Below are 13,238 nucleotides of genomic sequence, written 5' to 3' on the forward strand. Positions count from 1 at the left end.
GATCAGATCTCCAGCAGCTTGTCCAACATGCGGCCGGCGGCCTGCATGATCTGGGCGTTGGCGGCAAAGCTGCGTTCCAGCAGCATCAAGTCCTGCAGCTCTTCTTCAATATTCACGCCCTCGGCCGCCTCGCGGCTGGCCTTCACGGTTTCCAGCTTCACATTCAGCGTGGTGGCACTGTTCTGTGCCGCCGCGCGGGTCGTGTGCTGCTGGCTGATGGCCGCATTGGCGTAGTTCTTGATGGTGTTGCTGGTGCTCAGCCCGGCTGCGGCAGAGAAGCTGGTCCGGGTACTGAAGGTGCCGATGAAGGCGGCAACCTGCTTGGTATTGCCGATATCGCCGCCACTGGCATGCAGGCCGGTCACCACCCGCGAGGGATCGCCACCGGCTGACAGCAGCACCCGGTCATTCACCCGAATGCGATCGGCCATGCCCAGCACCGGGCCGGCCGCCCGGTTATGCGGCTGGCCATTATCGGTAAACAGACCGGTGGCGCTGCTCCCCGTGCCGGTAACGGAGGCATCGGCCGATTGGAACAGGCTGGTCAGCACGCTGGCCACCTCATCCACCTGGCGCTGTGCCTCCGGCATGGCCTCGTCACGGATGGCAAACAGGCCGGCAATGCGGCCGCCGGCGATGCGCTGCGGTGACCCGCTGGCCGGCGCGATATCCACCCCTTCCACCTTCAGGCCAGACAGACCGCCAGGATAGGCTGCCTGCGCCCCGATGACGGGCGTGGGGGTAAATTCCAGCGTGCGGGCCCGTTCATCCAGCAGGGTGACACCGCTGCTGGTCATCACCACCATCTCGTTCCCGGCGCGGGTGAAATATTGGATATCGATCAGCGAGGCGACCTGATCCAGCAGCCGGTCACGCTGATCCTCCATCTCGCTGGTATCCTGACCGGCGCCGGTGCGGATGCCGATCTGGCGGTTCAAATCCTCCATCTGCTTCAACGCGGTGTTGACCTGGGTCACCCCGTCATTGATGCCGGCATCGGCCTGCTGGCGCACATCGGCAATGGTGTCGCTGGCACTGTTCAGGCCATTGGCCAGGGTGACGGCGGCATCCACCACGGCGCGCTGCTGGGCAGCACTGTCGGGCAGTTCCTCCAGCCCGACCAGTGCCTGTTCCAGACCGGACAATTTGCTGCTGATGCTGCGGGCATCGGCGGGCTGGCCGATACTGTCCGTATAAAGGGTCAGCATTTCCGCCTTGGCGGCCTGGGCCTGATAGGCGGATGACTGAACCCGGGTTTCCCGCACCAGGGAGGCGTTGAGTTGCCGCTCCACGCTGGCCACCGTGACGCCCCGCCCTTCGCCGGCAATGGTGAGCGAGGTCAGCACCGCCTGCTTGCGCGTATAGCCCTCTGTGCTGGCATTGGCGATATTGCGGGAAATGACGGCGGATCGGGACTGGTTCGCCTGCATCCCGCTGAGGGCATTCTGCAGGGCCACGCTGATGGTCATGATGGCTGACTCCCCTTTTCACATCCCCGGATCAGCGCATCAACATGCTGATCTGTTCCAGCATCTCGTCCGCGGTCTGGATGATCTTGGCGCAGGAGGAATAGGCGCGCTGCGTCTCGATGATGCTGGTCAGTTCCTTGGCGATATCAACATTGGAGGCTTCCAGCGCCCCGCCGCTGATGGTGCCGGTCGAACCCGACCCGGAATCCCAGAGATAGATATCGCCTGACTCTCGGCTGACCTTGTAGGCATTGCCGGCCACGCTGGTCAGCCCGTCGGCATTGATGACGGTCGCCAGCGGCAGCTGGTAGACAGCCTGGCGCAAACCATTGCCATAGATGGCGGTGACGATGCCGTCTTCACCAACCTGCACCCGGTCCAGCGAGGCATAGGAGGCGCCATCTTTGCTGATCTTGCTGGGCACATACTGGTCACCCCACTGGGTCAGGCTGCCGGCCTGGCCGATATCGATATTCAGCTTCTGACCAGCGGTGGTGGTGACAGAGACAATACCGTTCGTCGCGGGCGTGATGCTGGCAATTCTGCCTGCCGGCGTAGCGGTGATACCATCGTTGAACTTAATCGTGACGCTTTGCCGAACAGAACCGCCATCAATGATATTCAATGTCCACTCGTTGCTGGGCGTGACGACTGTCGCGCCTGCCGCGTTCGTGGTGGTGGTGGCCGGCTTTGGTACCCATTGCATATCCAGCTGCTTGGTGAAGCCAAGCGGCGTGAAATAATCAATGGATGTCGAAAATGGGGCGGAGACCTGGGTCTGACTGGTGCTGCTGGCCGGCAGGTTCGCCGCGAACGTGATCGCGGTCGTCGGTTGTGCCATGCCCGTGATCTCCGCCAGGTTCACCGTCTGCAGGGAGGTGAAGCTGGTGCGTGACGGTTCCCCGCCAGACACCTTGCCGTTGCTATCCAGCGGCCAGCCCTGCAGGAAGTAACCGGCCGCATTGACCAGATTGCCCTGTTCATCCACCCGGAAGGAGCCGGAGCGGGTCAGCAGCTTTTCCGATGCCTTGGTCACATCGTCCGTGGCGGCCGAACTGACGACGAAGAAGCCACTGCCGGAAATGGCCAGATCGGTGGAGGTGGAGGTGCTTTGCACCGTGCCCTGGATGGTGGTTTCCGAGCGCACATCGGTCTGCAGACCACCGGCCGAGTAGGAACCGGGGATGGTGGTGCTGGTCACCATGGTGGCGAACTGCACATCGGTGCGCTTATAGCCGATGGTGGAGGAGTTGGAGATATTGTCGGAAATGGCGCCGAACTTCGTGCTCTGGGCGGCCAGACCGGCAACACCGGAATTCATGGCGCTGTAGATGGTCATCTTTCTTCTCCAGTCTGCTTGATGCGGTTGAAGCAACCTGTTCTGGGGATGGCTGGCGCTGTCGGACCGGCCAGGGCCGGATGCGTGCCATGGGGACTGCCCCCTTCAACCAGACTTCTGCCCGGAGGGATGTTCATGGATATTATTGGGGGGCCGGCACCGCGCCGGGCTTCATGCCCATCGGCAGCGGCACGCGGCGCAGCACGGTGATGCTGATGCGACGGTTGCGGGGATCACCGGGATTATCCGGGATCAGGTGCAGCGTGTCGGCCATCCCTTCCACCCGCGCCATGCGGGTGGAGGGAATGCCGCCGGCGAACAGAATGCGCCGGGCGGCATTGGCCCGGTCGGAAGACAATTCCCAATTGCCATAGCGCGCCGTGGTGGAAAAGCCGCGACCATCGGTATGGCCAGAGACGGCGATACGGTTGGGCACCGGCACCAGCGCCGCCGCCACCACGCGCAACAACGCATCCGCCCGGTCATTCATGCGGGTCGACCCCACCTCGAACATGGCGAAATGCGGCTGGTCGGTGATCTGGATGCGCAGCCCCTCTGGCGTCATTTCGAACAGCAGATTGTCCGACAGCCCGGCCAGATCGCCGGCCGCCGCCATGGCGGTGCGGACCTCTGCCTCAATCCGCTGAAAGGCGGCCTGTTCGGCCGCCACCTTGGCCAGTTGTTCGCGCAGCAACGGGTCCATCGCCTCCCCTTCCGGGATGCTGCCGGCGGGGATTTCGCCCAGGGTCATGTCGCCGGTGGCACCGGCCAGTCCGGGCTTGCGCACCTTTTCATCCCCCACCCCTTCTTCCACAATCTGCGGCGAGGGGCCGGGGGGCGACAGGGCGGGCACCCGCGCTGTCGGGATGGTTTCCCAGGCGCTGGCGACCGAGCTGGTCAGGTTGCCCTTTTCCGCCACGCTGCGGCCGGAAAGCTGGCCATCGGCACCGGAATTGCTGTCCGAGACATTGATCGGGCTGAAATAGTCGGCGATGCCTTCCCGCTGCGATTCGGTGGTGATGTTCACCAGCCACATCATCATGAAGAAGGCCATCAGCATGGTGGCGTAGTCAGCATAGGCGATCTTCCAGCCGCCATTATGCGCTTCATGTTCGCCATGCATATATTTGCGGCGCACCACAACATGGTGGTTGGCGCCATTGGGACGCTTGCCGGGGCCTGCCATGATCAGGCTGCCTTGCGCTCGCCACCCAGACGCTGGGTGGCGTTGCTGGTCACTTCCTCCACCTCGTGGAAGGTGGGCTGTACCTCGCTATGCAGCATCTTGCGCGCATGTTCGATGGCCACGGCCGGGGCGGAGCCGCCGACATGGGCCACCAGTGCTGCCTTGATGCAGTGGAAATAGCGCAGCTCATCTTCCCGCATCCGGTTCAGGGCTGCGGCCAGCGGCCCGACCAGCCCATAGGAGAGCAGCACGCCCAGAAAGGTGCCGACCATGGCCCCGCCGATCAGCTTTCCCAGATATCCCGGCGGTTCGGAAATGGCGCCCATGGCCTTGATCATGCCCAGCACGGCCGCCACGATGCCCAGCGCCGGCATGGCCTCTGCCATGGTGTGCAGGGCGCGCGGCGCGCGGCCGAATTCCTTGGACATGGTGTGCAGCTCCTCGTCCATCAGCACTTCCAGTTCCATCGCCTTGTCGCCGCCCAGCGACATCAGGCGCAGGTAATCGGTGATGAAGCGCAGCGCCCTTTTATGTTCCACCACCTTGGGAAATTGCTGGAACAGGGCGCTGTCCTGGGGATGTTCGATATCCTTTTCCAGCCCCAGCAGCCCCTTGGTGCGGGCCGTCCGCAGGATGGTGTAGAGCAGGGACAGCAGGTCGAGATAATCCGACCGCTTGTGCCGCGTGCCCTTGAAAATGGCGATGACGGAACCGCCGGTATCCTTGATCACCTCCCACGGGTTGGCGATGATGAAGGCGCCGAAGGCGGCACCGCAGATGATAACGGCCTCGAACGGTTGCCACAGGACAGTCAGATGGCCGCCCAGGGCCATGAAGCCGCCCAGGACGGAAGCAAAGACGATGACAGCGCCGATCAGTAAGTTCATCCGAGAATCTCCGGGCTTCGGCCGCGGGGCCTGACTGTGCCCATCCTGCCCGCTTCGGGTTAAACCAGCTTTTCGATTACGGGGGGTGCCGCTGTTTCCGGATCACCGGAAACAGCGACGGCGATTGAGGAAAACGAAACATCACCTACCGCCGGACAATGCCGCCCAGCACCCTGGCATCCTCCACCAGGGCGCGCAGGTCGGCATCGCCGGCATCTTCCCCCGGTACCGGTTTGGCCAGCGTGCCCAGGCCGGCCAGCCAGGGGCGGTTGCCCAGCTGCGCGCCATGGCGCTCCAGGGTGCGGCTGGCCAGATCGCGGTCACCGGACAGGATGCCGGACAGGGCCAGCTTGGTGGCCTCCTCCCCGCTCAGACTGTCGCGCTTTTCCAGGGCCTGCAGGGTGCGGGCGACATCGGCCCAGCGCTGTTGACGCCAGAGCGCACTGGCCCGCGCCCGCAGGCTGGCCGCATCGCCCTGATCGGCCACCTGTTCCAGCGCGCCATTCAGATCGCCGGTCAGCAACAGGGCTTGGGCGCGCAGCAAGGCGGCCTGCGGGGCCTGCTTGCCCAGCTTGTCGCCCAACTCATCCAAGGTGGCCAGGGTGGCACCGGCATCGCCGCCGGCCAGCTGCAGCCGGGCCATATCCAGCCGGATCGGCAGTTTCTCTTCTGCCGGCACCAGGGCCAGCAAGGCCGACAATTCCTGTTCCGCCCCGGTGGTCATGCCGGCATCGGCCAGATTGCCGGCATGGTGACGGCGTACCGCCCAGCCGGCGGGGCCATCGGGGATCAGGTCGCGGTTGCGTTCATAAAGCGCCACCCGCTCTGGCAGCGGCTGGCTGGCGAAATCCGGCCCGGTCAGCGCCAGCAGCAGCCGGCCCGCCAGATCATCATCGGCCACACGTTCAGCCGGCGTGCGGTCGGGGAAGCGCAGCCGCAGCAGGCGCAGCCATTCCAGCCCCTCAGGCACCCGGCCGGCCTCACCCGCCAGCGTGGCCAGCCGGTTCAGCGCCTGCATTTCCACTTCTGCCCCCGGCCAGTCGCGGACAGCGCGTTTCAGCACCTGTTCCAGGCTGGCCGCATCGCTGGCCCCATTGCCCAGGCGCAGTTCCGTAGCAGCCATGGCCGCCAGGGCGGCATGGGGGCCGGGCAGGTCGGCCGCCTTGTCCCACTGGGTCAGCGCCAGGGCGGCACGTTTGTTGGCGGCGTGCAGCCGCCCGATCTCATAATAAAGCCGGGCCAGATCGGCCCCTTGCGGTTTGGTCGCCTCCACCGTGCGGGCGATTTCCCGCGCCATGCCATCCAGCCCCCGGCCCGTCGCCAGCGACAGCAGGTCCAGCCCCACCGGGCGGGCCAGATCGGCCGGCAGGGCCGGCAGGGCACGGTTGGCCAGCGGCAGATAATGCAGCGCATCGGCCATCTCCCCCCGCCGGCGCAGCAGCGTGGCCGCCCAGAGCGGGCCATCGGCGGCGCGCAAGGCCGCCGGCGTCAACAGAAAGTCAGCCACCGGATCGCGCGGATCGGCCAGCACGGCGGCCACGGCCAGCAGGGGCTGTTCGTCGTCCGTCATCCCTTGCGGATTGATGGCGGCCCGCACCTCTGATGCCAGCCCCCAGGCCAGCAGGAAGCGCAGCATGTCCCGCCGCGCCGTGGGGGCAACGGCCTCCCCCGCCGCCTCAGCCTGGCGCAGCCGGTCCCGTTCGGCGCGGAAGGGCTGGCGGCGCCAGGCGGCCAGGTCCAGCAGGGGGCCTTCCGTGCCCCATTCGGTCTGGCTGGGACGCGGGGCCATCAGCGCCGCCGCCTTTTCCGCCGGATCGGACACCGGCGGTTTGGCGGCTTCCTTCAAACCTTCGGCAATGGCGCTGCGGGCGAATTCCGCATCCCGGGCAGCGTGATGGGGGGCCAAAGGCTGGGGCGCGGCTGGGGGGGACGCGCTTTCCGGTGCGGGTGCCGGCGCAGCATTCGCCGCTTTTTTCTCTGCCTTATCCGCCTTCTCCGCCTTGGCCGGCTGTTTTTCGGGCTTTTCCGGCGGGGTCGGCTTCTGGCCCGGCAGCAGGGGGGCGGCGATGGTCAGGATGCTGTGATCGCCCTCGCGGCGGTAACCGATGCGGCTGCCGCATTCGGTGGCGACGGTCAATGTGTGCGGGTCCAGCAGGCCCACCCCCTTGATATGGCCCGCCCCGCGCGCCACCGCGCCCAGCTCCATCTCCTCCTCCAGCGCGAAGCCCAGCACCACATGGCACTGGCCGCGCTGGAAGCGGACGGGGCGGCGGTCGCCGCTGGCAATCAGCAGTTCGGTGCCGGCCGCCGTCTCCCGCAATGCCACCGGCACTGCCGCCCATGCGACGGGGGCCAGCAGAGCGACCGCAGGCAGACAGGCCAGCAGGCAGGCGGTGCGTTTTTTCATCGGACAGGCCCCAAAGCCATCTTGAACGTGGCTTTAACCTAGCCGCTGCACATTAAAGCCCGTTCAAAACCGGGATGCGCCGAAGCAGCCTGTCCCGCACCGCCCATCCCGCCTGCCGGAGAAACCGGCCCGGCGGGCCCTTGCCGGAGGCTGGTCCGCCCGTGGAAAACGCGCTCTATGTCGCGCTGTCGCAACAGATGGCGCTGCGCCGGATGCTGGATGTGACGGCGAACAATATCGCCAACATGAACACCACGGCCTACCGCGCCGAACGCCCGGTCTTTGACGATTACGTCACCCGGGTCAGCCAGGGCGATCCCACCGCCTTTGTGGTGGATCGCGCCACCTATACCGACCTGCGCGAAGGCACGGTGTCGGTGACCGGCAACCCGCTGGATATCGCTATAAGGGGCGATGCCTGGCTGCAGGTGGAAACGCCGGGCGGCGTCCGCTACACCCGCGACGGCCGCCTGCAGCGCTCCCAGGATGGGATGCTGGTGACAGTGGATGGCCATAATGTGCTGGATGCCGATGGCAATACGGTGGAAGTGCCGGAAGATGTCGGCCCGATCAGCATCGGGGCCGACGGCACCCTCTCCTATATGGTCGGTGGCCAGGGCGAACAGATCCAGTCGGTGGAACTGGGCCGCATCGGCCTGTTCACCCTGCCCAACCCGGCCGGCCTGCAGCGCGACGGCAATGGTCTGGTGAAGGCCGAAGGCGAGGCGTTGCCCGCCGTCGGGGCCAGCATCGTGCAGGGTGCGCTGGAAGGATCGAATGTGCAGCCGATCATGGAAATGGTCCGGCTGATCGATATCAACCGCGCCTATGCCCTGGCCAGCAACATGACCGATTCCGAAAACCGGCGGCAGAGCAACGCCATCGACAAGCTGGGCGGGACGGCCTCCGCCTGACCGGCCGCCCCCGCCCCTTCCCATAAAGGATAGCGACCCATGCGCACGCTCGATATCGCCGCCAGCGGCATGATGGCCCAGCAGATGAATGTGGAGGTGATCTCCAACAACATCGCCAATATCAATACCGTCGGCTTCAAACGCTCCCGCGCCGAATTCCAGGATCTGATGTACCAGTCCCAATTGCGCGCCGGTTCCAGCGCCTCGGACCAGGGGCAGATCGTGCCGGCCGGCATCCAGTTGGGGCTGGGCGTGAAGCCGGCCGCCGTGTCACGCCTGCACGCCCAAGGCACGTTGAGCCAGACGGAAAACACCTATGACGTGGCGCTGGACGGGCGCGGTTTCTTCCTGGTCACCCTGCCATCGGGGGAGACGGCCTATACCCGCGCCGGCAATTTCCAGCTTTCCGCCGAGGGCAGCATCGTCACCATGGATGGCAATCAGGTGAACCCCGGCATCACCGTGCCGGAAAACACCAAAAGCGTGACCATCAACAAGAATGGCGAAGTGCTGGCCTATATTGACGGACAGAGGGATCCGGAGAATGTCGGCCAGTTTGAGGTCGCCATGTTCGTCAACGAAGCCGGGCTGGAATCGATCGGCAACAATCTCTACCTGGAAACCCCGGCCTCGGGCGTGCCGATTCTGGGCATTCCGGGTCAGCAGGGTTTCGCCAATATCCGCCAGGGCTATATCGAATCCTCCAACGTCAACATCGTCTCGGAAATCACCAACCTGATTTCGGCTCAGCGCGCCTATGAGATGAACAGCCGCACGGTGGAAGCCGGCGACCAGATGCTGACCACCCTGACCCAGATGCGCTGAGGATGGGCCGGATGAAGCGCATCGCCCCCACCCTGCTGGCCCTTCTGCTGCTGTCGGCCCCCGTCGCCCCGGTGCTGGCCCAGCCCGCCATCGGCACCGAACAGGCCGACAGCGCCACCCGCCTGCTGCTGGCGGAAATCCAGGCCCGCTATGGCGATGCGCTGGGGGAGGGGGAATTGCGCCTGCGTCTGAAAGACCCGGTGACCCGCCCGGTCACCGGGGTGGAGCAGATGAATTTCGATCCCGCCACCCGCCGTTTTGCAGCCATGCTGCGCAGCAAAATGGGCGAACAGGAGGTGCGGTTCCGCGTGGATGGGGAGGTCTGGACGGAAATCCAGGTACCCGTCCCCACCCGCCGCATCAGCGCCGGTGAGGTCATCGCGGCAGGTGACCTGACCCTGATCCCCATGCGCAGCGATCAGGTCAGCGGCCGCACGCTCACCAACGCCCAATCCATGGTGGGGATGGAGGCCAAGCGCCTGCTCTCCCCCGGACGGCCGGTGCAGGCCAGTTCGATCAGTCAGCCGGTGATCATCCAGCGCAACAAGCCGGTGACGGTGGAATTCCGCCAGGGTCCGCTTTTGGTAACCGCCCGTGGCCGCGCCCTGGCCGATGCCGGCCTGGGCGATCTGGTGCGGGTGCAGAATCTGGACAGCAACCGCACCGTCACCGCCACCGTTACCGGCCCCGGCACTGTCAGCGCCGCCGATTAAGGAGCAAATCCGATGCCCCACATGAAGACAAAGGCGGCCATCCTGCTGCTGGGTCCGCTGCTGCTGGCCGGCTGTGCCGATCGGCTGGACCATCTGGGCAAAGCACCTAGCATGACGCCGATCGAAAATCCCGGCCAGCAGGCCGAAGCCACCGGCGTCAGTATGCCGATGCCGCAGCGCTCCACCCAATTACGGCAGGCGGCCTCCTTGTGGGAGGCGGATGCGCGCGGCTTCCTGCGTGACCTGCGCGCCACCAAGGTGGGCGATATCGTCACCGTGGTGGTGAACATGGCCGAGCAGGCCAAAATCAGCAACCAGACCACCCGGTCGCGCGCCGGTAGCGAGAAGACCGGCGTGCCCAATTTCCTGGGCCTGGAAAGCAAGCTGAAATCCGTGCTGCCCGACGCGGTGGACCCGCAAAATCTGGTGAACTTGAATTCCAGCGGCAGTTCCAGCGGCTCCGGTGCGGTGAACCGGCAGGAAAATATCTCGTTGCAGGTGGCGGCCGTCGTCACCAACGTGCTGCCCAATGGCAATCTGGTGATTGCCGGGCGGCAGGAAATGCGGGTGAATTACGAATTGCGTGAGCTGCGCATCGCCGGCGTCATCCGCCCGCAGGACATCACCACCACCAACACCGTCAGTTACGAAAAGATCGCTGAGGCCCGCATCGCCTATGGCGGTCGCGGCCAACTGACCGACCTGCAGCAGCCGCGCATCGGCCAGCAGGTGCTGGACGCGGTGCTGCCGTTTTAGGGTCGTTTAACGGTTGTTGCGGCTTCCGAAGCCTGGCCCCTTCCGCACCGACATTCCCTGCAATTTACCACCGTCATTCCCGCCTTCGCGGGAATGACGGTTAAAGGCTTATCGTCAACACCCCCCCATCCACAGGCCAAACCATGCCCCTGCCAAAGCTTGCCCTGCCCGCCCTGGCCGGGCTGTCCCTGTTTGTTGCCGGGGCTGCCGGCGGCTATCTCACCGCCCCGTCGGAGAAGATCGCCGTGACGGTCGCCGACGGCGATGCCAAACCGGCCATGGGCGATCTGGGCACGCTGATCGTGCCGATCTGGCAGCATGGCAAGGTGGTGGCCTTCCTGGCCACGGAGCTACGCCTGGAACTGGCCCCCGGCAACAGCCCGGACACCATCCTGCCCCCCGTGCGCGACCGGCTGTTGAGCAGCCTTTATGAACAGGGGGCCAAGGGCCAGCTGGCCCCCAGCGGCATCCAACCAGCCCGTTTCAAGGCCGATCTGCTGCGGCTGGCGCAGGAGGTGGCGGGGCCCAAGGTCACCGGCGTGGAACTGGTGCGGCTGGTGCATCAGGAAAACCGCCGGGCCTGACCTTGGGTTATCCACCAACCCCGTTCAGGCTGGCCGCCAATCCGCCCAGGTCAGGTCCAGATCGATGCTGTTCTTCTGGGTCAGCGCATGTTCGCGGAACAGGAATTCCGCGCGGGCGCCATCGCGGCTGGCGATGGCGTCGACAATGGCATGATGCTGCTGGTGGGCATAAAACAGGATATTATACATGCCCTCCCCGCCGCGCTGCTGGAATGCCAGGCTGAGCGGGGAAACGAAGGGCACGATATTGCAGCGCTGAGCAAAGCTGACCAGCAGCGGCCGCCCCGCCCCTTCCAGAATCAGCCGGTGGAACCGGTCATTCATCACGCCATAGCGCGCCTCGTCTTCTTCCTCGATCATGCGCTTGGCGAAGATGGCGTCGCCCTGGGCCAGACAGGCGCGCAGGGCTGAAAGCAACAGTTCCGGCGCGCCCCGTTCGGCCAGGGTGCGGGCGGCCAGCCCCTCCATCACCGCACGCAGCTCTATCGCCTCCACCGTTTCCTGTGCGGTGAAGGTGCGCACGGCATAGCCGCGCCGGCCCGATGCCACCAGCAGCCCTTCCTGGGCCAGGGCCGGCAGCGCCTGACGCACCGGCGTGCGCGACAGGTTGAGACGGTCGGCAATCTCCGTCTCCCGCACCCGCTCTCCCGGCGCCAGTTCCCCGCGCAGGATCATTTCCCGGATGCGCAACACCACAGTGGCCAACTGCTTGGCCGAGGCGGCGGGGCCGGCCGGCACGGGCGGAACGGTCAGGCTGGTCATGCGACAACCCCGGAAAAACGGAAACCGCCGGCACTGACAGGCCGGCGGATGCTGAACGGTGGCATCATATCGCCCTTCACAAAACCCGGCAAACCGGAATCCGGGATCCATACTGGATCCAGAGCAGCATTTTTCAGCGATATGAACAGGACGTATTGACCTGTTTGGATCCAAAGCCATATAGTTCTGAGAAATAACAATATGCGCTTACGGGAGGCGATGGTGACGTCAGGTCTCAATGGCATCGGTATCTCGCCTGTGCTGGTGACGGGTTTTGCCAGGGGTTTCGGCCATGCCTGCCCCGGGGGTGCATCATGATGCTGGCCCCGGTAAGCGGCAGCGGCGGCCCCACGCCGAACTATCTGGAACAACGCTTGAAAATCAGGCACTTGCGTGCCATCGACGCCATCGACCGGCATGGCAGCCTGCTGGGTGCCGCCCGGTCGCTGCATGTCAGCCAGCCGTCGCTGACCCGCACCCTGCATGAGGTGGAAAGCCTGATGGGCGGGGAGCTGTTCACCCGCCATGCGCGCGGGGTGCAGGCGACGGCGATGGGATCCATGCTGTGCGAAACCGCGCGCGGCGTGCTGGGCCAGATTCGGCGGTTGCAGAATGATATGAGCCGGCTGGCCGATACGCGCAGCGCGTCGATCACCGTTGGTGCCCTGCCGGTGGCGGCGGCCGGCCTGCTGCCCGCCGTGCTGCGCGAATTGTGCGACCGGGCGCCGGACCTGAACGTCAATGTGCTGCAGGGCCGGACGGAGGAGCTGCTGCCCCGGCTGTGGGCCGGCGATATTGACCTGATCATCGGCCGGCTTTACCCGCCCGACATGCCCGATGGGCTGATCCGCACGGTGCTGTATCACGAAGCCGTCTCCTTCATCGTGCGCGAGGGGCATCCGTTGCTGACGGAAAGCGACCTGTCGCCGGACAGCATTTCCCGTTACGGGCTGGTACTGCCAACGCTGACGCAACGGATTGAACAGGATGTGCAATCCGCCATCCAGGCCGCCCGGCTGAACCCCGCCCGCCAGTTGCGCATCAGTTCGATGAGCCTGGCGCGGGAACTGGCCAGCACCACCGATTTCGTGGTGGCGGTGCCGGCCATGCTGGTGGCCGATGAAATCCGCCGGGGCCTGTTCTGCCCGCTGGCCCTTCCAGCGCAGGGGACACGGCGTTCCGGCGGCATCATTTCCCGCGATCCCCCGCAATCCGGCCCCGCCCGCCTGATCCTGCCCATCCTGCGTAACCAGTTGGCCGAACTGCGCGAACTGGCGATTGTGGAGGCGTGAGGGGGGGAGCGCTCCCGCCTCCCGGCTTTCGCTCATCCCATCATCAACCGCTGACACCCTTCATTGCCTCCCCCGCGAAAGCGGGGGTCCAGGGGGATCATTAC

Annotated in this window: 12 protein-coding genes; 6 read left to right on the forward strand and 6 right to left on the reverse strand. The window is 65.5% G+C overall.

What is annotated here, in order from left to right; translation table 11 throughout:
• Window positions 1-2 precede the first annotated feature (2 nt).
• The 5 genes from flgK to CHB97_RS11795 all read right to left on the reverse strand — a co-directional run bounded on the left by flgK (window position 3) and on the right by CHB97_RS11795 (window position 7,288).
• Window positions 3-1,469, reverse strand: a complete 1,467-nt coding sequence (gene flgK, locus CHB97_RS11775) for a flagellar hook-associated protein FlgK (RefSeq protein WP_089288175.1) — start codon at window positions 1,467-1,469, stop codon at window positions 3-5.
• A 31-nt stretch (window positions 1,470-1,500) separates the two neighbouring features.
• Entirely contained in the window at window positions 1,501-2,808 is a 1,308-nt protein-coding gene (locus tag CHB97_RS11780; protein ID WP_089288176.1) for a flagellar hook protein FlgE, read from the reverse strand.
• Between the two features lie 142 nt (window positions 2,809-2,950).
• Entirely contained in the window at window positions 2,951-3,994 is a 1,044-nt protein-coding gene (locus tag CHB97_RS11785; RefSeq protein WP_089288177.1) for a flagellar motor protein MotB, read from the reverse strand.
• Window positions 3,995-3,996: 2 nt separating this feature from the next.
• Window positions 3,997-4,881, reverse strand: coding sequence for a flagellar motor stator protein MotA (gene motA / locus CHB97_RS11790; protein ID WP_089288178.1), 885 nt, complete (start codon window positions 4,879-4,881; stop codon window positions 3,997-3,999).
• A 145-nt stretch (window positions 4,882-5,026) separates the two neighbouring features.
• Complete coding sequence (locus tag CHB97_RS11795; protein ID WP_089288179.1) at window positions 5,027-7,288, reverse strand: hypothetical protein; 2,262 nt, start codon at window positions 7,286-7,288, stop codon at window positions 5,027-5,029.
• Between the two features lie 74 nt (window positions 7,289-7,362).
• Between CHB97_RS11795 and flgF the strand changes: the two genes are divergently transcribed.
• The 5 genes from flgF to CHB97_RS11820 all read left to right on the forward strand — a co-directional run bounded on the left by flgF (window position 7,363) and on the right by CHB97_RS11820 (window position 11,080).
• The gene (gene flgF / locus CHB97_RS11800; protein ID WP_089288180.1) at window positions 7,363-8,202 is read left to right on the forward strand and encodes a flagellar basal-body rod protein FlgF; all 840 of its coding nucleotides are present in this window, start codon (window positions 7,363-7,365) and stop codon (window positions 8,200-8,202) included.
• Between the two features lie 39 nt (window positions 8,203-8,241).
• Window positions 8,242-9,027, forward strand: a complete 786-nt coding sequence (gene flgG, locus CHB97_RS11805) for a flagellar basal-body rod protein FlgG (RefSeq protein WP_089288181.1) — start codon at window positions 8,242-8,244, stop codon at window positions 9,025-9,027.
• Between the two features lie 11 nt (window positions 9,028-9,038).
• Window positions 9,039-9,740 (forward strand): flagellar basal body P-ring formation chaperone FlgA, encoded by a 702-nt coding sequence (gene flgA / locus CHB97_RS11810; protein ID WP_160105778.1) that lies wholly within the window; start codon window positions 9,039-9,041, stop codon window positions 9,738-9,740.
• A gap of 12 nt (window positions 9,741-9,752) precedes the next feature.
• The gene (gene flgH / locus CHB97_RS11815; RefSeq protein WP_089288183.1) at window positions 9,753-10,496 is read left to right on the forward strand and encodes a flagellar basal body L-ring protein FlgH; all 744 of its coding nucleotides are present in this window, start codon (window positions 9,753-9,755) and stop codon (window positions 10,494-10,496) included.
• Between the two features lie 143 nt (window positions 10,497-10,639).
• Window positions 10,640-11,080 carry a hypothetical protein gene (locus tag CHB97_RS11820; protein WP_089288184.1) on the forward strand — a complete coding sequence of 147 codons (441 nt, stop codon included), beginning with the start codon at window positions 10,640-10,642 and terminating at the stop codon, window positions 11,078-11,080.
• Between the two features lie 24 nt (window positions 11,081-11,104).
• Here CHB97_RS11820 and CHB97_RS11825 read toward each other — a convergent pair whose 3' ends face one another.
• Window positions 11,105-11,842, reverse strand: coding sequence for a GntR family transcriptional regulator (locus CHB97_RS11825; protein ID WP_089288312.1), 738 nt, complete (start codon window positions 11,840-11,842; stop codon window positions 11,105-11,107).
• Between the two features lie 314 nt (window positions 11,843-12,156).
• Here CHB97_RS11825 and CHB97_RS11830 point away from each other — a divergent pair, with 314 nt between their 5' ends.
• Window positions 12,157-13,134: a LysR substrate-binding domain-containing protein gene (locus CHB97_RS11830; RefSeq protein WP_089288185.1), complete on the forward strand. Its 978-nt coding sequence runs from the start codon at window positions 12,157-12,159 to the stop codon at window positions 13,132-13,134.
• Window positions 13,135-13,238 lie beyond the last annotated feature (104 nt).

It is taken from the genome of Azospirillum sp. RU38E (assembly GCF_900188385.1).
Taxonomy (GTDB): domain Bacteria; phylum Pseudomonadota; class Alphaproteobacteria; order Azospirillales; family Azospirillaceae; genus Niveispirillum.